Here is a 23105-nt window from a genome sequence, read left to right on the forward strand (position 1 = left end):
GGGCCCGGCCCGGCCGGGGTCATTCCCGGGGCGGTGGAACCAGGATTCTGTCGGGCGGATGATCCTGTCCTCGCCGCTGGTGTGTGCGCAGTTCGCGTTGGTACTTGGCCCGGTTATGCGGCCCACACAGCGGTTGCAGGTTCGCCACCACGGTGCGTCCTCCTCGGGAGAAGGACTGCACATGATCGGCCTGGCAGAGGGCCACCGGAACTTCGCACCCGCCCGGGTGGGCGCAGGTGGTGTGCCCGTGGAAGGCGGCGGTGCGCTGGCGGGCTGAGGCCAACCGTCGGCTGTGGCCCACATCCAGGACCTGCCCGGTGGGCGGGGCGGTGAGCATCCGCACCACCTCAGAGTCGGCGGCCAACTCGTGCACCACCCCGACCGGTACCACCCGTCCGCGCTCGTCCAGCGCCGGAACTTCCTGGCCCTGGGTGTCCAGGTAGGTCTGCACCGGCACCACGATGCGGATCTGCGCCAGTGGAACGGGGGCGTTGGCGCATCCGGTGTGGGTGGTGGCGAAACGCAGCGCCGCGATGAGCGCGTCATGCTCCCGCTGCGACCGCGACCGCGTGTCCTCGTCCGAGGGCGGGGTGGTGAAGGTGTCGATGGCCGCGCGCACGATCAACGCATCCCCACTGCCGCCCCACGCCTGGAGCTGGTAGCTGCCCTGGAACGTGTCATGCACGACCAGGCCACGCGAGGCGTGAGCGGCCTGGTGGTCGCGGTCCAGGCGGTGGGGGTCCAAACGGTGCGCGACCTGGCGGGCCACCGACTGAAGTTGGTTGACCGACAACGCAGGCCGCTCCACCTTCGCGGCCACCAACGCCGACTCAAAGCCCCCCCGATACTCCTGCTCCTCAGGGAAATGCTCGGTGTCGCGGGTCTGGACGGCCTTGTCGGTGACCTTGGCGATCACCACCGCCTCACCCAACCCCACCACGCCCGTCTCCACCGCTTCCACCGTGGCGGGCAGGGACTCCTCGTGCACATGCTGGGCCAGCCGCGCCAAATCCTTGGCCTGGGAGGTGGGCAACTTGCCGTGGTGCACCAACCACTTGTCCAACGTGGAATAACCGCTGTAGCGGGCCACCGCACCCCGCGCGTACAAACGCGCCATCCGCTCCAGAGCCCGGTACCGGATCTGGTCCAGTTGCGCCCACAGCGCCGCGATCTCCTCAGCCGCACTCTCGTCCGCCCCGGGCGGCACGTCGGCGTTCAACGCGTGGTCGATGATCTCGCGCGCACCGGCCAGCGCGGCCACGGCCGGGGAACATTCCCCGGGGGCCGCCTCGGGCGCTGCGGTCATCATCTCCATACTCCTTATTATAGGCCAGCGACCGTCATTTCTCTACTATTCAATGCCGGAATTAGAAGCTTTTCTTTCCGTGGGCTTCTCTTGATTGGAGGGTCACATTTAAGGCGGGCTCAAAAGGTGTCCGAAAAGGTGCGCCCAGAATAACCGCTTGCCGTTGACACGATCGTCGCCATCCCCGACCGCAGGGGCCAGGATCGTTGCCCGAGGCCGGAGGGCCTGCTGGCCGTTGGTGCCGACGCAGCAGAGCCCGACCACCCCCACACCCCGGGCGTTGGTCGCCCTCCGGTAGCCGCTCCCGCCTTTGGTGCCGCTTTTCGTCGGTCGCCCACGCCCCCACCCGGCGCCCGCCGTTCTCCGCAGCCCGTACCCTTTCGCGGCAGCTGGCGCGCTTTCGTTGCCGCCAGCAATCCCCAGCAGGAATAGCGTAGGGAGGGGCCCTGTGGACGGCCCCTCCCTACCCCTCATTTCTTTATGCCCGGCGAGGCGCTTTAGGGCACACCAAAACGCCCCCTGGGTGGGATCCCCCCTATTTCCAGCAAACCATCACCGCACCACCCACGACCAGCCCCAAATCCCACCTGTGGAAAACACGCGAACGGCCCCGGACGATCGCCCGGGGCCGGAACACTGCCTGGAGGAAACGGAAACCGGTCAGGCGTCGATGGTGAGCTCGCCCATCCGGTCCCAGCCCTCGCCCTCCACGGCCCGGCTGACGATGAGCGGGGTCTCGGTGAGCAGCGGCTTCATGGCGGCCAGCCCGTCGCGGAAGTGGTCGCTGTTGACGTGTGCCTCGGCTGCGCCGTCCTTGAACGCCTCGACGAGCACGAACTCGTTCTCGCGCTCGACGCTGCGGGACCACTCGAACCACAGGTTGCCCGGCTCGGCGCGGGTGGCCGCGGTGAAGTCGGCGACCGCGTCCAGGAAGCCGTCTCCGACCTCGGGCTTGACCCGGAACTTGACGACGATGAGGATCATCGTCCCTCCTCCCTGTTGCTGCTGTGGGACACGGTGTGCCGCGCCCCGTCCCCACTTTCCCAGAAACGGCGACCTCGGCGGCAACCGGACGGGCCGGGGCGAACCGGTCCACGGACCCGGGACGGTCTCAGGAACGGCGCGGCGGTTCCCCGCCCTCCGGCCCCGCGATGCCCACGGCGCCGCGGTAGCCGTCCCGCTCCAGCGACGACATCGCGTCGAGCGCGGCGTCGGACACGGGCAGCAGGTGGGCGTCGACCCAGGTGTCGCCCGTGGCATCGTTGCTCCAGGGGTCCTCGACCACGAGCGCGCCCGGCACGGCCCCGTGGCAGAGCACCCAGTGCGGCACGTCGAAGCCCTGCATCGCGGCCAGGGAGACCAGCAGCAGCACGCGCTCCCCCCGGCCGACCGCGCCGCGGATGTCGGCCGTGGACAGGCGGCGCGGGTCCACCGGTACCCCGGCGCGCGCCGCGTCCGCCCGCGACGCGCGCTGGAGGACGGCGCGCCACTCCCTCTCGTCCCCGGCGTAGGAGTCGAGCATGACCGGCCGGTCCACGTCGAGGAACACCGTGACGGGCGACGACGGCCACGCCCGGCGCACGGCCACGCCCAGCCCGACGGGCTCGCAGGCGGGGAAGTTCGTCGCGTCGCGCCACAGCGTCAGCTCCGCCGGACGCTCCACGGACTCGCGGGGCACCGCCCCGGCCTGCACCTGCGCGACCAGGGCGGTGACGGCGCCGCACGTGAAGTTCGTGGACTGGCGGTAGTACGGCGGCTCCTCCACCGACTCCTCCCCCAGCCACCGCACGTGACCTGCAGGCGGACGGTTCCCGTCCCCCTCCTCCCCGCGCGGGGCCTCCAGCGGTGCGAAGCCGGCGGCTGCGGCCTCCTTCGCGCCGACCGTCCACCCCTCCCACTTGACCTGCACGAGCCCCCGGCCCCGCGCGCGGGCCAGGACCGCCGCCGCGGCGGCGGGCACGTCACCGACGGCGTCGACGATCTTGGCGTAGGCCGTGCGCGGGCGCGCCGTCACCAGTGCGGCGGCGGCCCAGCCCTCCCCCGCGGCGTCGGGGACGGCCACGATCTCGGGCGCGTGGGCCGAGCGGTCGACGGCTCCCCAGCGTTCGAGCACCGGGCCGGGGGCGATCCGGGCCAGCGGCGCGGGCACGGCGGCCGGGTCGAAGGGGACGACGACCGGGGCGGGCGCGTCGGGACTGTGGGACGGCATTCGGTACTCCTGGTGCGGATCAGAGGGGATCGGCGGTTCACGCGCGGGAGCGGCGCAGCAGCCAGACGAAGTAGGGGGCGCCGACCAGGGCGATCATGAGCCCGGCCGGCAGTTGGGCCGGGGCCAGCAGCGTGCGGCCCAGGGTGTCGGCCACGCAGACCAGCAGCGCGCCCAGCAGCATCGCGACCGGAACGCTGCGCCCGTGCCGGGCGCCGACCAGCGCGCGGGCCAGGTGGGGTGCCACGAGCCCGACGAAGCCGACGACCCCGACCGCGACCACGCTGACGGCGGCCAGGACTGCGGCGACGGCGAGCAGCACCAGCCGCATCCGCTCCACCCGCATGCCGAGGATGCGGGGCGTGTCCTCGTCCACGGCGATCAGGTCGAGGTGGCGGGCCATGCCGATGATCAGCGGCGCCGCCAGCACGAGCGCCACCGCGACCGGAACGACCTCCGGCAGGGTGCGCCCGTAGGTCGTGCCGGACAGCCACGTGAAGATGCGCGGGGTCTGCCAGGGGTCGGCGCGCAGGAGCAGGAACGTCGTGACCGCGCTCAGGCTGTACCCGCACCCGATGCCGATCAGCACGAACCGGTCAGGACGCAGCCCGCCCCTCCAGGCCAGCACGGCGATCAGCACGAACGTGGCCAGGCCCGTGAGGAGCGCCATGGTGACCAGCGACGGCAGGCCGCTGCCGGGGCTGGCGGTCACCACGATCACCGCCCCCAGCCCGGCTCCTGCGGTGATGCCCAGCAGTCCGGGCTCCGCGAGCGGGTTGCGCACGGTGCTCTGGACGGCGCTTCCGGCCAGGGCCAGCGCCGCTCCGGCGAGCACGGCGGCGGCCACGCGGGGGAACCGTTCGTCCAGGGACCGGCCGATCAGGTCCGGTGCGCTCCCCTGGAGCCACAGGGCGATGTCGCCCGTGCGCAGCCACAGGCTGCCCGCGAGCAGGCCCACGAGCGCCGCCGAGACGAGCAGGGCCGCCGCGACCAGCAGGACGACGAGGAAGCGCCGCCGCGTGCGCGGCCCGGTCCGCGCGCCCGGCGGTCGGCGCACCGGGCCCGCGTCGCGCAGGCGCAGGGCCAGGACCACGATGAGCAGGCCGCCGAGCACGGCCGTGGGCACTCCCGTGGGGATCGAGGCGGCGCCCTCGGCGCCGAGCAGCGCGCGCAGCCCGGCGTCCGCGAGCAGGATCAGGAGGGCGCCCAGGAGCCCGGAGGCGGTCACGAGCAGCAGGTGCCTCCGCAGCGGCCGGATCCACCCGGCGAGCAGGCGCGCCAGCACGGGCGCGCCCAGACCGACGAAGGCGATCGGGCCGGCCAGCGTCACCGCCGCTCCGGTGAGGAGCACGGCGCAGAGCACCGCGGCGGTCCGGGTCGAGCGCAGGGGCACGCCGAGCGAGGCCGCGGTGTCGTCGCCCAGGCCCAGCACGTCCAGCCTTCGGCTCAGCAGCAGTGCCGCGCCCAGCACGGCGACGATGAGCGGCATCGCGCGCAGGGACGCGTCGATGTTGAGCTGGGCCAGGGAGCCGCTCCCCCAGGCGAAGAGGCCGGTGGTGTTCTCCTTGAACAGGATCAGCAGCATCGCGGTCGCCGCGTCCAGGGCCATCGCGGTCGCAGAACCGGCCAGGATCAGCCGCGTCGTGGCCGTTCCGGCGGCGTTGCCCGCCAGTCCCAGCACGAGCGCGGCGGCCAGGAGCCCCCCGGTGAAGGACACCAGGCCGGAGGCCCACAGCGGGACGGCGAACCCGAACGCGGCCACCAGGGTCAGGGCCAGGTAGGACCCCGCCGTGACCGCGAGCGTGTCGGGGGAGGCGAGCGCGTTGCGGGTGACCGACTGCAACAGCGCCCCGGCGACGCCGAGGGCGAAGCCCACGGCCACACCGGCGAACAGGCGAGGAAGCCGCGATCCGGCCAGCACGTCGCCGACCGGCACCCCGTCGACGGCCTCCCGTTCCCCGGCCGCGTAGCGCACCAGGTCCCACCACCCCACGCCGGAGGTCCCCTGCGTGAGGTGCAACACGGCCACCGCGAGGATCGCGGTGACCAGTCCCGCGAGGACCGCCGCCCCGGCGGCGCCGCCGCGCGCGCCGACGCGCGGCAGCGGGGACCGACGGGGCGGGGCCTGAACCGGTCCGCTCATTCCTGGGTGATCGCGTCGGCGAAGGCGTCGACGGCCTGCGCGGTCGAGCGCGGGCCGCCCGCGCCCCAGATCCGCGGGGGGAAGGCGTGGGCCCGCTCCTCCTCCACGGCCGGGAGGGAGTTCCAGATCGGGTTCTCCCCCAGCGCCTCCACGTAGCCGCCGACGCCCTCGTCGTTGGCGTAGAAGAGGTTGGCCCCGCCCACGGCGGTGAGCCCCTCGACGTCGGTCTGCGCCAGGCCGTAGGAGGGGTTGACGCCGCCGTCCCCGTAGGCCTCGTTGATCTCGTCGGTCCAGACCGGGGTCATCCCGAGCTCCTCACCGAGGGCGGTGAACAGCGCGCCCTCGCCGTAGGGCCGGATGGTGAGGTTGCCGCCCTGGAGCCACCCGTCGAAGTACAGGAAGTCCTTCGTGGGCAGGTCGACGGCGGCCACCCGCTCCTTGGCCTCGGCGAGGTGGGCGTCGAACTCCCCGATCACCTGGTCGGCGCGCTCGGTGCGCCCCGTCGCCTCGCCGATCATCTGGAAGACGCGCCGCATGTTCCCGACGGGGTCGGCCGGGTCGGCGCCCAGCGTGACGAGGACGGGCACCCCGCGCTCCTCCAGCTGCGCGATGATCTCGTCGTCGGCGCTGAAGGCCTCGACGATGACCAGGTCGGGGTTCTGCGCGTACAGGGTGTCGAGGTCGGGCTCCTCGCGGTTGCCGATGTCGGTCACGCCCTCGGGCAGCTCCTCCGCGCTCACCCAGGTGCTGTAGCCCTCGGTGTCGGAGACCGCCACGGGGGTGACGCACAGGGTGAGCGCGTCCTCGACCTGCTGCCACTCCAGGACGGCGATGCGCTCGGCGGGCTGGTCGAGCTCGACCTGTCGGCCGACACCGTCGGTCAGCGACACCGGGCCCGTGGACGTGGTCGTGGTGTCCTCGGCGCAGCTCTCGGAGGCGGGTGCGGCGACGCCGCCGGCCTCGGCCTCCTCGACGCTGGTGGTGCCGCATCCCGTGACGGCGAGGGCGAGGGCGGCGCAGGCCGCGGTCGCGAGGCGGGGGAGACGGGTCATGGGTGCTTCTCTCTGTTCTGTTCTGCGGTGTTCGGGTGGTCCGCGTCCGCGGACCGGGGACGGGCCGTGTGGCGGCCCACGGGGTCGATGCGCAGGCGGCCGGTCCGGGGGTCGTGGGCGACCTCGACCCGGATGCCGTAGACCTCGCTGAGGTTTCGACTGGTGAGGACCTCGGCCGGGTCGCCCGCGGAGTGGACGCATCCGGCGCTCAGCAGCAGCAGCGTGTCCGCGACGCGCGCGGCGTGGTCGAGGTCGTGCAGCACGACGCCGACGGCGACCCCGTGCTCCTCGGCGAGGTCGCGGATCAGGTCGAGGGTCTCGACCTGGTAGCGCAGGTCCAGGTGGTTGGTGGGCTCGTCCAGCAGCACGACGCCGGTGTCCTGGGCCAGGCAGGTGGCGAGCCAGACGCGCTGCATCTCTCCGCCGGAGAGCTGTCCGGCCGCCCGGTCGGCCATGTCCCGCACGCCGGTGGCGTCCATCGCGTTCTCGACGGCGTGCCGGTCCTGGTCGGAGAGCCCCGCGAGGCCGCGCCGGTAGGGGTGGCGTCCGAACGCGACGACGTCCCTGACCGCCAGGCCCTCCGGCGTGGGCCGGGCCTGGGCGAACAGGGTGACCTCCCGGGCGAACCGGCGTGCGCTGAGCAGGGAGGCCGGACGCCCGGGTTCCCCGTCCCCGCCGCCGAGCGTGACCTGCCCCTCGTCGATGCGGTGCAGTCGGGCGAGCGAGCGCAGGAGCGTGGACTTGCCGCTGCCGTTGGGCCCCACCAGGGCGGTCACGCGCCCGGCCTCCAGGGTCAGCGAGGCCCCGTGGACGACCGTGGAGCTGCCGTAGCTCAGGACCAGCCGGTCCCCGCTCAGGGCGTGCGCGCGCGTCACGGCACTGGGCACGCCGGGCGTGCCGGGACCGCGGCGGCCGTGGCGGAGGACGGACGCGGCACTGCGCGGAGCGCGTGCGCACACTGTCCGACCAGCGGATACGGCCGAACACGAGCACGGGCGCCCGATCGGGAGATTAGGTTAGCCTTCACTCACTCAGGATAGATTCGGCCGCTCCGTGGCTGCAATCAGGACTTTCGGACACCGGATACGGAATTCCGGCCAACGACCGCCCCGGAAGAGCCGAAGTACGTCCCCGGGGTGGTGCCCATCACGCGCCGGAAGGCGTCGATGAAGGTGCTGGTCTGGGCGTATCCGAGGAGTTCGGCGGCGTCCTGCACCTCGCGCCCCTCGCCGAGCAGCATGAGCGCCCGGTGGATGCGCAGTGACTGCCGCCACTGCGCGAACGAGAGCCCGGTGGCGGCGCGGAAGGCCCGGCTGACCGTGCGGGGGCTGACTCCCAGGTCGCGCGCCCACTCCTCCAGGGAGCGGTCGTCGGCGGGGTCGCGCAACAGGGCGTCGGCGATCACGTCGGCCCGGGCCTCGCCGGGCAGGCGCAGCGCGAGCTGGGGCAGGGACGGCTCCAGCACGTCGAACACGACCGCCTCCGCGCGCGAGCGCGCCCCGGCGTCCAGGTCGGTGCGGGCCAGACGCATGAGCAGCGACTCCAGCACGGGGGTCATCGCGATGGCCGTGGGGCCCTCGAAGGCGACCGGCGTGCGGTCCGGGGCGAAGAAGGCGGTGTGGAGTTCGGCTCCGGCCGTCAGCCGGCCGGCGTGCACATCCCCCGCGGGCACCCACAGCCCGCACCCCTCGGAGACGGTGAAGACGCGGTCGCCGACGCGGGAGGTCAGCGCCCCGCAGCGCACCCACACCAGTTCGTGCGCGGGGTGCGCGTGCGGCTCCCACTCCGCGGGGGCGCCCGGCGCGTGGGACTCCGCGATGATCACGAAGGGCGCCGCGGCCCCCTCCGGAAGCGGGGCGGCCCGCCGCACCAGGGTGCTCGGCTCGCGCCGCCAGGCCCCCAGGCCCGCGCCCTCCCCGGAGGACGCGGGCGTCCCGGGCGATGCGCTGCCGGTACGCTCCGGAAGCGGAGAAATGGGCGACATGTCCTTATTGTCGCAGTCGGTGCTGGGTAAGGCGTCCGGACTGCCGCGCGCCGACCCGGCGCGGACGGCTCCCGAGCCACAAGAGGCCCCGACCACTCCCGACGAGCCGTCAGCAGTGTTTACCCTCACACGGACACACGGCGTGGCCTGCGATAGGGTGGAACGTCGTCGTCGCGCCGCCCGCGGTGGGACCCGGGGACAGCTCTTCCCCCTCGTCCCCCGCCGTCAGTGCCCGTCGGCGACCGGGCAGGGCTGCGTTCGACGCTCCGCCCCACTCCATGCCGCGCCTGCCGCGCTGGCCGTGAGACCGGGCGGTCGTTCCCGGCGGCCGCCACGCGCGCACAGCGCATGGAGCTTCAGATACCGGCTGCGGCGCGTCCCGGCCGGTGCTTCCATTCGAGGGGCTTCCTCTACTCCATGTTCTCCACTCTGCGCTCACGCGCGTCCGCGCGAGGCAGACGTACCGACTTCTGGGTCATGGGCGTGTCCGGCGTCTTCATGACCGTCTTCGTCACGGCCGCCCTCGTCTCGCCCGGTGCGGTCGGGACCGTCGTGGACACGGCTTTCACCTGGTCCGCGCGCTGGTTCGGCGCCTACTGGCAGCTGCTGATGCTGGCCACCTTCGTCGTCATCACCGTCCTGGCCTTCTCCCGCTACGGCCGGGTGCGCATGGGGGGCTCCGGCAAGCCCGAGTTCAACCGGTTTACCTGGGTCGCGATGATCACCACCACCCTGCTCGCCGCCGGAGGGGTGTTCTGGGCGGCGGCCGAGCCCATCGCCCACTACTCCTCCCCTCCACCGCAGTACGCCGACCAGGTGGACGAGGGCTCCGCCGCCGCCGTCGCGATGGCGCAGAGCTTCGTGCACTGGGGCTTCATCGGCTGGGCGATCGGCGGTGCACTGGCCACCCTGGTCATGATGCGCGGGGTCGAGAAGGGCATGCCGCTGCGCCCGCGCACCCTGCTGTGGCCGCTCATGGGCGAGCGTGTTCGTACGCACTGGATCGGCACGGTCGTCGACATCAGCTGCGTGCTCGCCGTAGTGGCCGGAACCGTGGGGCCCATCGGCTTCCTCGGCCTCCAGATCTCCTACATCTGCAGCCGGCTCTTCGGGCTGCCCGACACCTACGCCGTCCAGGCGCTGATCATCCTGGGCCTGACCGTGGTGTCCGCGGTGTCTGTGCTGAGCGGGATCCACAAGGGCATCCAGCTGCTGAGCCGGGCCAACGTCTGGGTGGCGCTGGTCCTCATCCTGGCCGTCCTCGGCATGGGGTCGCTGCCCTTCGTCGCGGACCTCTACATCCAGGCGAGCGTGGTGCACACGCAGGAATTCCTGCCCATGGCCCTGTACACGGGCGACGAGCAGTGGCTCGGGTACTGGACCCTGTTCTTCTTCGGCTGGTTCCTGGGCTTCGGTCCGATGATGGCGATCTTCTTCGCCCGCATCTCCCGGGGCCGCACCGTGCGCGACATCTACGTCGGGGCGACGGTGCTGCCCACGGTGGTGACCACGATCTGGTTCACCGCGCTGGGCGGCACCGGCATCTGGCTGGAGAAGCAGGACCCGGGGGTCATCACGGGCCCCTACGCCCGGGACGGACTGCCCGCCGCTGCGCTGGCCATCCTGGAGGCGCTGCCGCTGACGGCGGTGCTGGGCGTGCTGACGGTGATCGTCGCGCTGATCTTCCTGGCGTCCACGCTCGACTCGATGTCCTACGCCATCTCGGTCTCCAGCATGCACGAGGGCGAGCCCTCGGGCCTGGTCCGCGCGTTCTGGTGCGTGGGGATGGGCCTGGCCGCCGTCGCGCTGCTGCTGGTCGGGGACGGCGGGATCCAGGCGCTGCAGTCCTTCATCGTGGTGACCGCGGTGCCCGTCGGCCTGATCATGCTGCCGACGCTGTGGACCACGCACCCGCTGCTGCGCGACATGGCGGTCGAGCAGGGCATCGTCGCCCCGTCCCCGTCACGGGACGGGGACGGGGCCGACGCGCAGCGGGCCGAGGAGCCGGTCGGCTAGGGCCTGCCGTCAGCGTTCAGCCGCGCCCGGGTCCCCTTCCGGGTCCCTGACACGGCGGGGCCCGGGCCGCGGACGTACTCGCGTCCGCGGCCCGGGCCGGAGTGGTCGTCCTACCGCTGGCCGTCCCCGCCGGGTGCGGTGGCCGCCTCCTCCTTGGCGGCGAGCAGCGAGGCGTGGGTGGGCGCGTCGGGCACGTGCGCGGGCCGGTTCCTGGCGAACTCCTTGCGCAGCACCGGAACGACCTCCTCGCCGAGCAGGTCCAGCTGCTCCAGGACCGTCTTGAGCGGCAGGCCCGCGTGGTCCATGAGGAAGAGCTGGCGCTGGTAGTCGCCGAAGGAGTCGCGGAAGGTCAGCGTGCGGTCGATGACCTCCTGCGGACTGCCGACGGTCAGCGGGGTCTCGCGGGTGAACTCCTCCAGGGAGGGGCCGCCGCCGTAGACCGGCGCGTTGTCGAAGTAGGGGCGGAACTCCTTCACCGCGTCCTGGGAGTTCTTGCGCATGAACACCTGTCCGCCCAGGCCGACGACGGCCTGCTCTGCTTTGCCGTGGCCGTAGTGCTCGAAGCGGCGGCGGTAGAGCGAGATGAGCTTCTTGGTGTGCGTGGCGGGCCAGAAGATGTTGTTGTGGAAGAAGCCGTCCCCGTAGAAGGCGGCCTGCTCGGCGATCTCGGGGCTGCGGATGGAGCCGTGCCAGACGAAGGGGGGCACGCCGTCCAGGGGGCGGGGGGTGGAGGTGAAGCCCTGCAGCGGGGTGCGGAACTTGCCCTCCCAGTCCACCACGTCCTCGCGCCAGAGCCGGTGCAGCAGGTTGTAGTTCTCCAGTGCCAGCGGGATGCCCTGGCGGATGTCCTGGCCGAACCAGGGGTAGACGGGGCCGGTGTTGCCGCGGCCCATCATCAGATCCACCCGGCCGTCGGCCAGGTGCTGGAGCATGGCGAAGTCCTCGGCGATCTTGACCGGGTCGTTGGTGGTGATCAGCGTGGTGGAGGTGGACAGGATGAGCCTGTCGGTCCGGGCCGCGATGTAGCCGAGCATCGTGGTCGGTGAGGAGGCCACGAAGGGCGGGTTGTGGTGCTCGCCGGTGGCGAAGACGTCCAGGCCCACCTCCTCGGCCTTGAGCGCGATGGTCACCATCGCCTTGACGCGCTCGGCCTCGGTCGGCGTACGGCCGGTGGTGGGGTCGGTGGTCACGTCGCTCACCGAGAAGATTCCGAACTGCATGGCCCGCTCCCCTAGGTATCTTCCAAAGAAGTAGTTTCCGATTAAACTATCATGCGGAACGCCCCGGAGCCGCCCCGCATTCCCCTTCGCTTCCCCGCGCGCAACGCCCGGTGGGCCCGCGTTCATCCACAGGCACGCTCCGTATCCACCGAATGTCACTCTCCCCTGGTATCCCTGGAAAAGCCGACAACGGCACGGTCACCGGGCGTCACGGCGACCGGAACGGCTGAACACGTGAAGGAGGAGGGCGCACACCCCCGGCCCGCGCGCCCGCAGCCCCATGGCCACCACCCTCGATCCCCGACGCCGCCTTCCCCACCAGGACCGAGACCGGACCGACCGCGACCCCGTGGTGCTCGCCGACGCGCTCGGCGACGTCATGACCGCCCTCACCGACGTCGACCCCGACCTGCTCGTCGTCACCGACACCCGGGCCTGAGTTCCGGGCCCGAGCTGCGGCCGCACGGCCGCGATGGGCCTCCGCGCCGGGGCGGTCCCCCTCCGGCGGGACCGCCCCGGCGGTCGGCCGTGCGCCGCTTCGTCCCGGCTACGGCCCGCTCAGGCGGGGACCAGGCCCCCGGGGTGCCCGGGCGGGAAAGAGCGCACCAGCTCGATCGGACCGACGATGTGGGCGTCGAACACGGCCAGCTCCCCGGCGGGCACCCACAGCTCCAGGATCGTGCGCCCGTCGGCCCGCCGCACCGGATAGCGGGAGGCGAAGTCCGCGTCCACGCGAAAGCGTGTGACGTGCCCCTCGCCGTCGCGTGGCAGGTTCCACTCGCGGGCGATGCGCACCGCGTAGTCCTCGTTGAGCACGGGGTAGAAGATCGCCTGCCCGGGCAGGCGCGGCGGCCACTCCCGCCATCCGGAATCCCCGACCAGGGCGAGTTCCGCGGGCCCGGTGGGCCGCCACAGGGTGAGGGTCGCGGGCATGGGAACCGCCTCCTTGGGTAGGGCGTGGTCAGGAGCTTAGGAAGAGCGGGGACAGTCCGCACCCGCTTTTTACCGGACGATCCGAAAATCGGTCCGTCCAGCGGGAACACCTCCTACAGACGAAGCGTTCTTACAGGTGAAGCGCCCCAGACCGACCCCGATCCCCACCACCCGCACCCGACCCGCAGGTCCTGTGAGGCGCACACCACAATCCATGCGCGGATGTCAGCGCTCGTGTCGGCAATGGGGGTTTCCGGCACGTACTCAGCCGCTACATCCGCCTTCCCAGCGGCCAGACCGCACTCAGTGCATCCTGGCCGCGCCCGCTGTGGCCCGCGTTGGGGGACGCGGGCCACAGCCATGTCCGGGGCCTTTCCCCCTCTCCCCCACTGGGCCCGCGGTCCGCCCGCGCCCGAACGGTCTTTGGCACCCCACGGTCACCAGAAGTGACACAGTGGGAGAACACACGCATCCCGCCCCTCCGGGCGCCCGGCCGTCCCCACACGCCGGGCCGCACCGGTCCGTCCCCCTTCCTCCCGGCACCGGCGGCCGCCGAGGGCGTGCCCGCCGCACGACCGCGCGGTGGGCCCCGGCGGCGGAAGCCCGGACCGGTCCGCGAGGGGCACACCGCGAAGGAGCCCTCCTTGAACAGACCGAACGAGTTCCCCCGGGGCCGACCGGTGGTGCTGCGCGGCGGCACGGTGCTGCCCATGGACGAGGCGCGCACGGTCCTGACCGACACCGACGTCCTGGTCGTCGACGACCGCGTGGCCGCCGTGGGACCGCGCCTGCCGGTGCCCGACGGCACCGCGGAGATCGACGCCTCCGGCGGCCTGGTCATGCCCGGCATGATCGACACCCACCGCCACATGTGGCAGACCGCCATGCGGGGCTACGGGGCCGACTGGACCCTCGCCCAGTACTTCGTCTGGTACTACCTCGAACACGGCACGCGGTTCCGCCCCGCCGACGTGCACGCGGGGAACACACTCGCCGCCGTGGAGGCCCTGGAGGCCGGGGTCACCACCGTCGTGGACTGGTCGCACGGACTCCAGACCCCCGAACACGCCGACGCGGCCGCCGACGCGCTGCTGTCGGTCCCCGGCCGCCACGTCCTGGCCTACGGCGACATCCAGCGGGCGCCCGCCGAGTGGGCCGCCAGCCCCGACCTGCGCGCCTTCGTCGAACGCCACCGGAGCAACGACATGCTGGGCCTCCAGATCGCCTTCGACGTCACCGGTGACCCGGAGTTCCCCGAGAGGCCCGCCTTCGAGGCCGCCCGCGACCTGGGGTTGGCCGTCACCACCCACGCCGGGGTGTGGGGCGCCACGGGCGACGACGGCGTCCGGCTCATGCACGAGCACGGCTTCATGGGGCCCGAGACGGTGTACGTGCACGGCGCCTCCCTGTCCGCGGACTCCTACCAGCGCATCGCCGCCACCGGCGGGTCGGTGTCGGTCTCCACCGAAAGCGAGCAGAGCGCCGGTCAGGGCTACCCGCCCACCTGGGCGATGCGCGCGCACGGCATCCCGGTGTCGCTGTCGGTGGACAGCAGCGTGTGGCAGAGCGGGGACCTGTTCAGCGCCATGCGCGCCACCCTGGGCGCCGACCGGGCCCGCGAGCACCAGGAGGCGCACGGGCGCAGCGACACCGTCACCCACAGCGCCCTGCGCGCCGACCAGGTGGTGGAGTGGGCCACCCGGGGCGGGGCCGCCGCCCTGGGCCGCGACGACCTGGGCCGGATCGCGCCCGGCGCCAAGGCCGACCTCGTGCTGATCCGCAACGACGACTCGCCCGTGTCCTTCCCCCTGCTCAACCCCTACGGCCACATCGCCCTCCAGGCCCAGCGCGCCGACGTGCACACGGTCCTGGTGGACGGCCGGGTGGTCAAGCACGAGCACCGGCTGGTGGGCGTGGACCTGGCGGCCGTGCGCCGCGGCGTGGAGTCCACCGTCGAGCACTTGCGCGCCTCGGTCGGGGAGGAGGCCTGGACCGAGGGGATGACCCCCGACATCCCCGAGTCCAAGGTGCTGGACAATCCCTACACCTACACCGACTACCGCGACTCCGGCACCCGCGGGCGGTGAGCGCGGCGCCCGCGCGGAGACCGGCCGGTGCCAGAATGTGGGTCCCGGCCGGTCCGGAGGCGTCGGCGGCCGGGCCATGAGGCGCGGCGTCCTCCCCCCGGGAGGACGCCGGGCGGCGGCGCGAACCGGAGGAGGCAGATGTCGGAGAACGGGGCGGGCGCCCATCGGCACCCGACGATGGCCGACGTGGCCGCGCACCTGGGGGTCTCGCGGCAGCTGGTCTCGCTGGTGCTGGGCGACCGCCCGGGCCCGAGCGCGCGGACCCGGGAGCGGGTCCTGCGCGCCGCCGAGGAGCTGGGGTACCGGGCCGACACCGCCGCACGGCTGCTGCGCCGGGCGCGCAGCCGCCAGGTGGGCGTGCTCTTCGGTCTGGAGTACCCGATGGACGCCCACCTGGTCGAGGAGCTCTACCCGGCCGCCGCCGAACTCGGGTACGGCGTGGTGCTGAGCGCGATGGCCAGCACGCGCAGCGAACGCGAGGCGATCGACGAACTGGTGGGGCTGCGCTGCGAGGCGCTGATCCTGATCGGCCTGTCCGCGGAGGCCCCCGCGGACCTGGCGCGGGTCGCCGAACGGGTTCCCGTGGTGGAGATCGGCCAGCGCACCGGCGCGGAGGGAACCGACAGCGTGGGCGCGGACGACGCCGTGGGCGTGGGCCAGGCCGTCGGGCACCTGGTGGAGCTGGGCCACCGGGACATCGTGCACGTCGACGGCGGCGGGCTCCCGGGGGCCGGTGAGCGCGCGCGGGGCTACGCCGAGGCGATGCGCGGGTACGGCCTGGGCGGGCGCGTCGAGGTCCTGCCGGGGGACTACTCCGAGGAGGCGGGCGCGCGGGCGGCGCGGGTGCTCCTGGCACGGGAGGCCCTGCCCACGGCCGTGGTCGCGGCCAACGACCTGTGCGCGTTCGGGCTGCTGGCGACCCTGGTCCGCGCCGGGGTGGGCGTGCCCGGGGACGTCTCGGTGGTGGGCTACGACGACAGCCGGACCGCCCGGCTGTCCTTCCTCCAGCTCACGTCGGTGCGCCAGGACGCGGCGCGCATGGCGCGGCTCGCGGTGGAGTCCGCGTCCGAGCGCCTGGACGGCGGGCGCACCGAGAGCAGGCACCTGCTGCTGGAGCCCTCCCTGACGGTGCGCGGCAGCACCGCTCCCCCGCGCTGAGGCCCCTCCGGCCCGGGACGCCCGTGGCCGGTGGTTCGCTCCGGTACCCGCGCGGCGGCGGGGCACGGCCCGGCGCGCGAGGCCTGTGGGCGGGGTGACCGCGTTCCTCCACGGCAGCGGGTGCTGCCGTGGCGCGTGCGACCGGTGGTCCGCAGCGTTCCCGCGGGTGGGCGCACCGTTAAGAGCCACATCACACGCGCGGACGGTTGGCACAGGTCCGGAAAAGTCCGACACTGGATTTGGCACGTGCCAAATCACCCTCCGCTGTCATCCGGCCCCGCCGGGCCCCGGGAAGCCCGCAACCCCGCGGCCCGCCGCGCCCGGTGCCCGTGAACCCCGACCGACCCTTCGAAGGGGACCCACCCATGCCTCTGGCCCTGCTCGCCCTCGCCGTCGGCGCGTTCGCCATCGGCACCACCGAGTTCGTGATCATGGGACTGCTGCCCGAGGTCGCCGCCGACCTCGACGTGTCGGTTCCGACCGCCGGATACCTCATCTCCGCCTACGCCCTGGGCGTGGTGGTCGGCGCCCCGCTGCTCACCGCGCTGAGCACGCGGCTGCCCCGCAAGACGGCCCTGCTGGTCTTCATGGGGCTCTTCCTGGCGGGCAACCTCGCCACCGTCCTGGCCCCGTCCTTCGGCGCCGTGTTCGCCTCGCGGGTCCTGGCCGGGCTGCCCCACGGCGCCTACCTGGGGGTGGGCTCGCTGGTCGCGGCGCACCTGGCCGGTCCGGGTCGGCGGGCCACGGGCGTCTCGCGGATGTTCCTCGGCCTGACCGTGGCCAACATCGTCGGCGTGCCCGCGGGCACCTTCCTGGGCCAGGCGATGGGCTGGCACGCGGCGTTCCTGGTCGTGGCCGGGATCGCCCTGCTCGCCGTGCTCGGCGTCGCGGCGTTCGTGCCGCACCAGCCCGCGGCCGCCGGTACGGGCCTGCGCCACGAGATGCGCGAACTGGGCCGCTCCCAGGTCGTCCTGGGCCTGGTCACGGCGGTCTTCGGGTTCGCCGGGGTGTTCGCCGTCTACAGCTACGTCTCGCCGATGATGACGGAGCTGGCGGGCATGTCCGCGTCCGGCGTGCCGATCGTCCTGGCGCTGTTCGGCACCGGCATGACCCTGGGTTCGCTGATCGTGGGCCCCCTGGCCGACCGGGCGCTGCGCCCGACGATCTACGGGTCGCTGGCCGCGCTGGCGGTGGTGCTGGTGGTGTTCACGGTGACCGTGCACAACCCCTGGACGGCCGCGGTGACGGTGGTGGTCCTGGGCGCGGTGGGGTTCGGCGTGGCCACCCCGCTCCAGGTGCTGGTGATGAACAAGGCCGCCGAGGCGCCGACGATGGCGGCGGCCTCCAACCACTCGGCGTTCAACCTGGCCAACGCCGCCGGGGCCTGGCTGGGCGGGATCGGGATCAGCGCGGGTCTGGGGTACACCTCTCCGGCCGCGATCGGCGCGGTGCTGGCCGTAGTGGGCCTGGGCATCGCGGTGTTCGCGGGCGCCCTGGACCGCCCGGGGCGGCGGCGCGACCGCGGGGACCGGGCGGTGGCGGCCCCGGAGCCCAGCGCCCTGCACTGAGCCCGGGCCCGGGAGGAAGCCCCGTTCCCGGGCCTTCGGCCGGACGTGTCCTCGGGCCGGGAACGGGGCGGCGCAGGACCTCGACGAAGGTCCACGCCGTCCGGGCCCGGCCGTCCGCCTATGCCACCCGGACGAACCCGATGAGGGTCGACTCGGCGAACTCCAGTTCCTCCCAGCCGAACTCGCTCTGGCCGAGGACGGTGGCGGGCGTGCAGCTGATCAGCGACCAGGGGGACTCCGCACCGGGGCGTCCGGGGACCTCCTCCCGCACCCCCGTGCACGCGATCTCGCCGTCCACGAGGTAGGTGACCACGCCGGTGCCGTTGTACCCGATGGGGGTCTCCACCCGTTCGCTCCCCGTCTCCAGCAGCCCCGCCGTCTCCATGGCGCGGTCGCAGGACATCTCCCACGCCTCCGCGCGCACCCGCCACGTACGGCCGTAGAGGCCGATCTCCCCGCAGGCGGGCGCGTGGAGCACCTCCAGGCGTCCGCCGCCGGACTCCTGCCCCTGTCGGGGGTCGGCCACCTCCACGGGGCCGCCGACCCCGGTGAAGTCGGCCCGCACCCGCCACAGGGCTCCGGCGTACTCCATCCGCACCGGGCCGCCCCGCTCGTCGACCTCCACGGAGCCCTCCGCGTCCTCCTCGACCACCTCGCCGTCCACCACGAGCCGGGACGTGAGCGGACCGGTGTACACCCGGCCGCCCTCCTCCCCGGCTCCGCCCGCCTCCAGCTCCTCCGACTCCGCCATGGCGCGCAGGGGGCCGGTGACCAGCTCGGGCCCCAGGTCATCGGCGGTGGCCTCCCACGCGGGGTTCACCGGGTCGGAGGCCTCGCCCTCCGCCAGGGCGGGCCCGTACACGTACAGCCGTCCGCCGCTGTCGGCGGCCGCGACGGACCCCTGCCCCATCACCTCGCCGCTGGCCAGGAAGACGTCGCGGTCGGCCGCGTAGCGGTACTCGACGGTGGCCGTGCTCTCCTCCAGCACCGCCTCGACCGCCTGGCCTGTCCGCGCGGCGACCTCCTCGGCGTGCGCGTCGCTGAAGCGGCGCTCGACCCCGACCACGAACCCGCCGCCCTCCTCCAGGGTGGTCGCGGCGGCGGTGACGGCCTCCGCGGGGGCACCGCCGACCCGGTCGTAGACCACGTACCCGCCGGTCGCGAGCCCGGCGGCGACCAGCACGCCCGCACCGGCCACCGCCGCCTTGGACCCGGCCAGGGCGCTGAGGGCGCCGCCGGTGGTCCCCGCCGCCGTGGTTCCTCCGGTCGCGGCCCCCGCCGCCCCGCCGGTACCGGCCGCGGCCCCGCCCGCGCCCGTACCGGTCCCAGCACCCCCCAGCGCGCCGGCGGTGATCCCGGCCGCGGAGAGCACGCCCACGGCGGTCGCCCACGCGGCGGGGTCGTGCCCCGCGGAGTCGACCCCGCGCCAGTAGCCGCGCAGCAGGGCGCGCAGGGTCTCGGCGGCCGGGACCGGGCCGCCGCGTCCGCTCAGGCCGACCTCCTCGGGTTCGGGCAGCAGGGCGCGCATGAGCTCGACCGCGCGCGGGCGCCGCGCGGGGTCGGTGGCCAGGGCGGCCTCCACCAGCGGCAGGACGTCGTCGGGCACGCCCGCCAGGTCGTGCCGTCCGGCGGTGACCCGCTGGCGCAGTTGTTCGGGGGTGCCCCGGCCGAAGGGTTCGCGCCCGGTGGCCGCGAGCGCCACCAGGGCGCCCCAGGCGAACACGTCGGCGGCCGGGTCGGCGACCGCGCCGGTGTAGCGTTCGGGCGCCACCCAGCCGGGGGTGCCGTAGGAGGCGCCCCGGTCGTTCGCGCGCCGGGTGCCGACGGCGGTGGCGATGCCGAAGTCGACGATCTTGGGCCCGTCCGGGGACAGGATGACGTTGCCGGGTTTGATGTCGCGGTGCGCGATCCCGGCGGAGTGCAGAGCGGCCAGGCCCTCGGCGGTGCCCGACGCGAACGCGCGCAGCATCTCCCCCTCCAGGGGACCGAGGGCGCGCACGTGGGCGCGCAGGTTCCGGCCGGGGACGTAGTCGAAGGCGAGCCAGGGCACGCGCGCCGTGGTGTCGGCGTCGTACAGCCGCGCGGTGCTCACGCCCCGGGCGCGGGCCAGCATGTCCACCTCGCGGGCGAAGGCCTCGCGGTGGCCGCGCCCGCGCGCGAAGCGGGCGTGCACGGTCTTGACGGCCACACACCGCCCGCCGCCGTCGATTCCGCCGTAGACGGCGCCCATGCCGCCCGCGCCGATCCGCCCCACGATCCGGTAGGGGCCGAGCGTTCGCGGGTCGTCCTTCTCCAGGGGCTTGAGGCCGGGCGGGAGGCCGGTGTCGCGTGGCGGCGGGGGAACGGGGGCGGGCGTGACGGTCATGGGGTCCTTCTCGTGCGGCGGAGGACGGCGCCCTCCGTACACCCGTGGGACGCGCGATCGTCCCCGGGTGTTCGCGCCCCCTGCCCGGCGGAAGGAGTGGACGAGGGAGGGGCCGGGACCGCTCTCGCGGACCCGGCCCCGTGCCCGGCTCTCCCCGGCGGCTAACCGCGCGGGGGCAGTGTGCGGCTGCGGCCCCGGAACTCGGCGACGACCTCCTCGCCCCGGCGCACCGTGACGTCGTACAGGCCGCTGCGGCCGAACAGCGCCCGCTCCCTCGCGGTGGCCACCAGCACGTCGCCCTCCTTCGCCGGGGCCACGAAGGTCACGTCCGCCCCGGAGGCCACGGTCACCCCTCCCCCGTCCACGTTGCACGCGCACGCGAACGCGGTGTCGGCCAGGGTGAACACGAACCCGCCGTGGGCGATCCCGTGCCCGTTGAGCATCAGCGGCCCCACGGTCATCTCCACGACCGCCAGCCCGTCGCTGGCCTCGACCAGGCGCATCCCCAGGTTCTTGGACGCCATGTCCGCCTCGAACATCCGCCAGGCGGTCTCGTTGCGCGCGCTCACGCGTCGTAGTCCACGGTCACGGCGTCGGTCTCGGGCAGCGCCTGGCAGGACAGCGCGTACCCCGCCTCCACCTCGGCCTCGGTGAGCGCGTAGTTGCGCAGCATCCGCACCTCTCCCTCGCACACCATCACCCGGCAGGTGCCGCACACCCCGCCCTTGCAGGCGAAGGGCAGGTCGGGCCGGTAACGCTGCGCGGCGTCCAGCACGGGCACCCCTCGCGGCAGCGTCAGGGTGGTGGTGCGCCCGTCCAGCACGAGGGTCACCTCGCTGGCGGGCCCCTCCACGCCGGGCTCCTCGTGGCGCGCCTGGGGCGGCGGCTCCGCGCCCTCCACGAAGAACAGCTCCTGGTGGATCCGCTCCCCCGGCACGCCCCGGCCCGTGAGCACCTCCTGGGCGTCGGTGACCATGCCGTACGGTCCGCACAGCCACCAGTGGTCGACGGCGTCCGCGGCCACGACCGTGTCCAGCAGCGCCTCCAGCTTGGCGCCGTCCAGGCGCCCGGTGAACAGCTCGGCCTCGCGCGGCTCGCGGGAGAGCACGTGCACCAGCTCGAAGCGCGTTCCGAAGGCGTCCTTGAGGTCGGCGATCTCGTCGGCGAACATCACCGTGTCGCTGCGGCGGTTGCCGTAGAGCAGGGTGACGCGCGAGTCGGTGCGGCGCAGCAGCGAGGAGGCCATGGACAGCACCGGGGTGATGCCCGAACCGGCGGCGACCATGACGTGGCGTGCGGCGGTGTCCAGGTCGGGGACGAACCGGCCGGTGGGCGCGCCCACCTCCACCTCGTCGCCGGGGCGCACCTCGTTGACCAGCCAGTTGGAGAACAGGCCGCCCGAGACCAGGCGCACGCCCACGCGGGGAGCCTGGCCGACGGGGGCGCACACGGAGTAGCTGCGGCGCTCCTCCACGCCGTCCACCTCCCGGCGCAGGGTCAGCGACTGCCCGGGGGCGAACGCGTACTCCTCGGCCAGGTGGTCGGGGACGTCGAAGGTGACGGCGACGGCGTCGTCGCACAGGCGCTCGACGGCGGCCACGCGCAGCCGGTGGAACGCGCCCCGGCGGCGCGCGGCCGCGGGCGCGGTCTCGGTGACGGGTGTGGTCACGGTCAGATCTCCTTGACGTGCTCGAACGGTTCGAGGCAGGACCGGCATCGGTGCAGGGACCTGCAGGAGGTCGCCCCGAAGCGGGACAGCTCCTCGGTCCGGCCGGACCCGCACAGCGGGCAGCGCGGGGCGGTGCGGGTGGGCAGCAGGGTCAGCGGCACCGGTCCGGCGGCCTGCGCGGGCGCGCCGCCCGGCGGGGAGATGCCGTTCTCGGCGAGCTTGCGCCTGCCCTCGGCGGTGATCCAGTCGGTGGTCCAGGGCGGGGAGAGCTCGGTGCGCACCTCGACCCGGTCGAACCCGGCGGCGCGCACGGCGCGGTCCACGTCCGCGCGCATCTCGGCCAGGGCCGGGCAGCCCGAGTAGGTGGGGGTGATCCACACCGCGGCCGTCCCGTCGCCCTCGACCTCCACGCGGCGCAGGATGCCGAGGTCGGCCAGGGTGAGCATGGGCAGCTCGGGGTCGGTGACCGCGGCGGCGGCGCGCTCGGCGCGCTCGCGGTCGCGCTCGCGTGTGGTGGTCACCATGTCGCCTCCGGGTGCTCGCGGGCCACCTTCTGGAGTTCGTCCAGCAGGGGGGCCAGTTCGGCGGTGTGCTGTCCCCGGCGTCCGGCCAGGGCCGACGCGGGGAAGGGCCCGGGGGCGTCCAGGCTCGCGGTGGTGAGCACCCGGGCCAGGACGGCGTGCACCTCCTCGCGCACGGTGGCAGGGTCCACGCCCACGCCCTGCCGGGCCATGCGGGCCTCGACGGGGTGGGTGGCGAACAGCTCGCCGGTGAGCGGCCACACCTGGGCGACGGCGGCGGTCATGCGCTCGCGGGAGTAGGGGGTGCCGTCGCCCAGGCGCAGGGCCCAGGAGACCGCGTACTCGCGGTGGTAGGCCAGCTCGTTGACCGCCTTGGCCGCGACGGCGGCCAGCACGGGGTCGCGGCTGTCGGCCAGGCGGGCGAACACGGCCAGGCGGGCGCTGGAGAGCGTCAGCAGGGTGACGACGGCGCGGGCGAAGTCGCCGCGGGGCGCCTCGGCCAGGTGGACGTTGCGGAACTCGGCGGGGCCGCGCCGGTAGGCGAAGGCGTCCTCGTCGCGTCCGGTGCCGTCGGCCTGTCCGGCGCGGGCCAGCAGCAGGCGGGCCTGGCCGAGCAGGTCCAGGGCGATGTTGGCCAGCGCCACCTCCTCCTCCAGCTCGGGGGCGTCGGTCACCCAGTGGACGAGCCGCTGGGCCTGGACGAGCGCGTCGTCGCCGAGCATCTGGCAGTACAGCGCCAGGTCGGCTCCGTCGATCCCCTCGGGCAGGGTGGTGTCCACCCCGGCGAGGGCGTCGGTGAAGCCGGTGCCGAAGGCCCAGCGGGTGTCGCCGCCGTGCTCCTCGCTCAGGGCCGAGTAGATGTGGTCGCCACTCAATG

At 73.9% G+C, this 23105-nt stretch carries 19 protein-coding genes; 5 read left to right on the forward strand and 14 right to left on the reverse strand.

Annotation, left to right across the window (positions count from 1 at the left end):
- Positions 1-19: 19 nt before the first annotated feature.
- The 7 genes from PV789_RS16765 to PV789_RS16795 all read right to left on the reverse strand — a co-directional run bounded on the left by PV789_RS16765 (position 20) and on the right by PV789_RS16795 (position 8691).
- The gene (locus PV789_RS16765; RefSeq protein WP_274978160.1) at positions 20-1306 is read right to left on the reverse strand and encodes an HNH endonuclease signature motif containing protein; all 1287 of its coding nucleotides are present in this window, start codon (positions 1304-1306) and stop codon (positions 20-22) included.
- Positions 1307-1966: 660 nt separating this feature from the next.
- On the reverse strand, positions 1967-2290 hold the full coding sequence (locus PV789_RS16770) for a putative quinol monooxygenase (RefSeq protein ID WP_274973508.1): 324 nt from the start codon (positions 2288-2290) through the stop codon (positions 1967-1969).
- A 127-nt stretch (positions 2291-2417) separates the two neighbouring features.
- A complete protein-coding gene (locus tag PV789_RS16775; RefSeq protein WP_274973509.1) occupies positions 2418-3515 on the reverse strand; it encodes a peptidase C39 family protein in 1098 nt (365 codons plus the stop codon).
- 37 nt (positions 3516-3552) lie between these two features.
- On the reverse strand, positions 3553-5655 hold the full coding sequence (locus tag PV789_RS16780) for an iron ABC transporter permease (RefSeq protein WP_274973510.1): 2103 nt from the start codon (positions 5653-5655) through the stop codon (positions 3553-3555).
- Positions 5652-6707 (reverse strand): iron-siderophore ABC transporter substrate-binding protein, encoded by a 1056-nt coding sequence (locus tag PV789_RS16785; protein ID WP_274973511.1) that lies wholly within the window; start codon positions 6705-6707, stop codon positions 5652-5654. Before PV789_RS16785 ends, PV789_RS16780 begins: the two co-directional genes overlap by 4 nt.
- Complete coding sequence (locus tag PV789_RS16790; protein WP_274973512.1) at positions 6704-7594, reverse strand: ABC transporter ATP-binding protein; 891 nt, start codon at positions 7592-7594, stop codon at positions 6704-6706. The genes PV789_RS16785 and PV789_RS16790 overlap by 4 nt, the downstream gene beginning before the upstream one ends.
- A gap of 176 nt (positions 7595-7770) precedes the next feature.
- A complete protein-coding gene (locus PV789_RS16795; protein WP_274973513.1) occupies positions 7771-8691 on the reverse strand; it encodes a helix-turn-helix domain-containing protein in 921 nt (306 codons plus the stop codon).
- Positions 8692-9108: 417 nt separating this feature from the next.
- On the opposite strand from PV789_RS16795, the gene PV789_RS16800 reads away from it, so the two are divergent.
- Positions 9109-10707, forward strand: coding sequence for a BCCT family transporter (locus tag PV789_RS16800; RefSeq protein ID WP_274973514.1), 1599 nt, complete (start codon positions 9109-9111; stop codon positions 10705-10707).
- Between the two features lie 110 nt (positions 10708-10817).
- On the opposite strand, the gene PV789_RS16805 is transcribed toward PV789_RS16800, so the two are convergent.
- Positions 10818-11927, reverse strand: a complete 1110-nt coding sequence (locus PV789_RS16805; RefSeq protein WP_274973515.1) for an LLM class flavin-dependent oxidoreductase — start codon at positions 11925-11927, stop codon at positions 10818-10820.
- Between the two features lie 280 nt (positions 11928-12207).
- Here PV789_RS16805 and PV789_RS16810 point away from each other — a divergent pair, with 280 nt between their 5' ends.
- Entirely contained in the window at positions 12208-12366 is a 159-nt protein-coding gene (locus PV789_RS16810) for a hypothetical protein (RefSeq protein ID WP_274973516.1), read from the forward strand.
- A 119-nt stretch (positions 12367-12485) separates the two neighbouring features.
- On the opposite strand, the gene PV789_RS16815 is transcribed toward PV789_RS16810, so the two are convergent.
- Positions 12486-12860, reverse strand: coding sequence for an ADP-ribosylation/crystallin J1 (locus PV789_RS16815; protein WP_274973517.1), 375 nt, complete (start codon positions 12858-12860; stop codon positions 12486-12488).
- Between the two features lie 644 nt (positions 12861-13504).
- On the opposite strand from PV789_RS16815, the gene PV789_RS16820 reads away from it, so the two are divergent.
- From PV789_RS16820 to PV789_RS16830, 3 genes are all read left to right on the forward strand, one after another.
- A complete protein-coding gene (locus PV789_RS16820; protein WP_274973518.1) occupies positions 13505-14947 on the forward strand; it encodes an amidohydrolase family protein in 1443 nt (480 codons plus the stop codon).
- Positions 14948-15085: 138 nt separating this feature from the next.
- Positions 15086-16105: a LacI family DNA-binding transcriptional regulator gene (locus PV789_RS16825; protein ID WP_274973519.1), complete on the forward strand. Its 1020-nt coding sequence runs from the start codon at positions 15086-15088 to the stop codon at positions 16103-16105.
- Positions 16106-16470: 365 nt separating this feature from the next.
- Positions 16471-17673 carry an MFS transporter gene (locus tag PV789_RS16830; RefSeq protein WP_274973520.1) on the forward strand — a complete coding sequence of 401 codons (1203 nt, stop codon included), beginning with the start codon at positions 16471-16473 and terminating at the stop codon, positions 17671-17673.
- A gap of 118 nt (positions 17674-17791) precedes the next feature.
- Here the strand turns inward: PV789_RS16830 and PV789_RS16835 are convergent, their stop codons facing one another.
- The 5 genes from PV789_RS16835 to paaC form a co-directional block, all read right to left on the reverse strand.
- Positions 17792-20038: a serine/threonine-protein kinase gene (locus PV789_RS16835; RefSeq protein ID WP_274973521.1), complete on the reverse strand. Its 2247-nt coding sequence runs from the start codon at positions 20036-20038 to the stop codon at positions 17792-17794.
- Positions 20039-20199: 161 nt separating this feature from the next.
- A complete protein-coding gene (gene paaI, locus PV789_RS16840; protein WP_013153503.1) occupies positions 20200-20607 on the reverse strand; it encodes a hydroxyphenylacetyl-CoA thioesterase PaaI in 408 nt (135 codons plus the stop codon).
- Positions 20604-21707 carry a 1,2-phenylacetyl-CoA epoxidase subunit PaaE gene (gene paaE / locus PV789_RS16845; RefSeq protein WP_274973522.1) on the reverse strand — a complete coding sequence of 368 codons (1104 nt, stop codon included), beginning with the start codon at positions 21705-21707 and terminating at the stop codon, positions 20604-20606. Before paaE ends, paaI begins: the two co-directional genes overlap by 4 nt.
- Before the next feature lie 2 nt (positions 21708-21709).
- Entirely contained in the window at positions 21710-22231 is a 522-nt protein-coding gene (gene paaD, locus PV789_RS16850; RefSeq protein ID WP_274973523.1) for a 1,2-phenylacetyl-CoA epoxidase subunit PaaD, read from the reverse strand.
- Positions 22225-23103: a 1,2-phenylacetyl-CoA epoxidase subunit PaaC gene (gene paaC / locus PV789_RS16855; RefSeq protein ID WP_274973524.1), complete on the reverse strand. Its 879-nt coding sequence runs from the start codon at positions 23101-23103 to the stop codon at positions 22225-22227. Before paaC ends, paaD begins: the two co-directional genes overlap by 7 nt.
- Positions 23104-23105 lie beyond the last annotated feature (2 nt).

It is taken from the genome of Nocardiopsis camelliae (genome assembly GCF_028993595.1).
GTDB lineage: Bacteria > Actinomycetota > Actinomycetes > Streptosporangiales > Streptosporangiaceae > Nocardiopsis > Nocardiopsis dassonvillei.

What these genes read in the sequence shown, in the direction of transcription:
- PV789_RS16765 (WP_274978160.1), bottom strand. Translation starts at nt 1,306, where the DNA reads ATGACCGCAGCGCCCGAGGCGGCCCCCGGGGAATGTTCCCCGGCCGTG.
- PV789_RS16770 (WP_274973508.1), bottom strand. Translation starts at nt 2,290, where the DNA reads ATGATCCTCATCGTCGTCAAGTTCCGGGTCAAGCCCGAGGTCGGAGAC.
- PV789_RS16775 (WP_274973509.1), bottom strand. Translation starts at nt 3,515, where the DNA reads ATGCCGTCCCACAGTCCCGACGCGCCCGCCCCGGTCGTCGTCCCCTTC.
- PV789_RS16780 (WP_274973510.1), bottom strand. Translation starts at nt 5,655, where the DNA reads ATGAGCGGACCGGTTCAGGCCCCGCCCCGTCGGTCCCCGCTGCCGCGC.
- PV789_RS16785 (WP_274973511.1), bottom strand. Translation starts at nt 6,707, where the DNA reads ATGACCCGTCTCCCCCGCCTCGCGACCGCGGCCTGCGCCGCCCTCGCC.
- PV789_RS16795 (WP_274973513.1), bottom strand. Translation starts at nt 8,691, where the DNA reads ATGTCGCCCATTTCTCCGCTTCCGGAGCGTACCGGCAGCGCATCGCCC.
- PV789_RS16800 (WP_274973514.1), top strand. Translation starts at nt 9,109, where the DNA reads ATGTTCTCCACTCTGCGCTCACGCGCGTCCGCGCGAGGCAGACGTACC.
- PV789_RS16805 (WP_274973515.1), bottom strand. Translation starts at nt 11,927, where the DNA reads ATGCAGTTCGGAATCTTCTCGGTGAGCGACGTGACCACCGACCCCACC.
- PV789_RS16810 (WP_274973516.1), top strand. Translation starts at nt 12,208, where the DNA reads ATGGCCACCACCCTCGATCCCCGACGCCGCCTTCCCCACCAGGACCGA.
- PV789_RS16815 (WP_274973517.1), bottom strand. Translation starts at nt 12,860, where the DNA reads ATGCCCGCGACCCTCACCCTGTGGCGGCCCACCGGGCCCGCGGAACTC.
- PV789_RS16825 (WP_274973519.1), top strand. Translation starts at nt 15,086, where the DNA reads ATGTCGGAGAACGGGGCGGGCGCCCATCGGCACCCGACGATGGCCGAC.
- PV789_RS16830 (WP_274973520.1), top strand. Translation starts at nt 16,471, where the DNA reads ATGCCTCTGGCCCTGCTCGCCCTCGCCGTCGGCGCGTTCGCCATCGGC.
- PV789_RS16835 (WP_274973521.1), bottom strand. Translation starts at nt 20,038, where the DNA reads ATGACCGTCACGCCCGCCCCCGTTCCCCCGCCGCCACGCGACACCGGC.
- paaD (WP_274973523.1), bottom strand. Translation starts at nt 22,231, where the DNA reads ATGGTGACCACCACACGCGAGCGCGACCGCGAGCGCGCCGAGCGCGCC.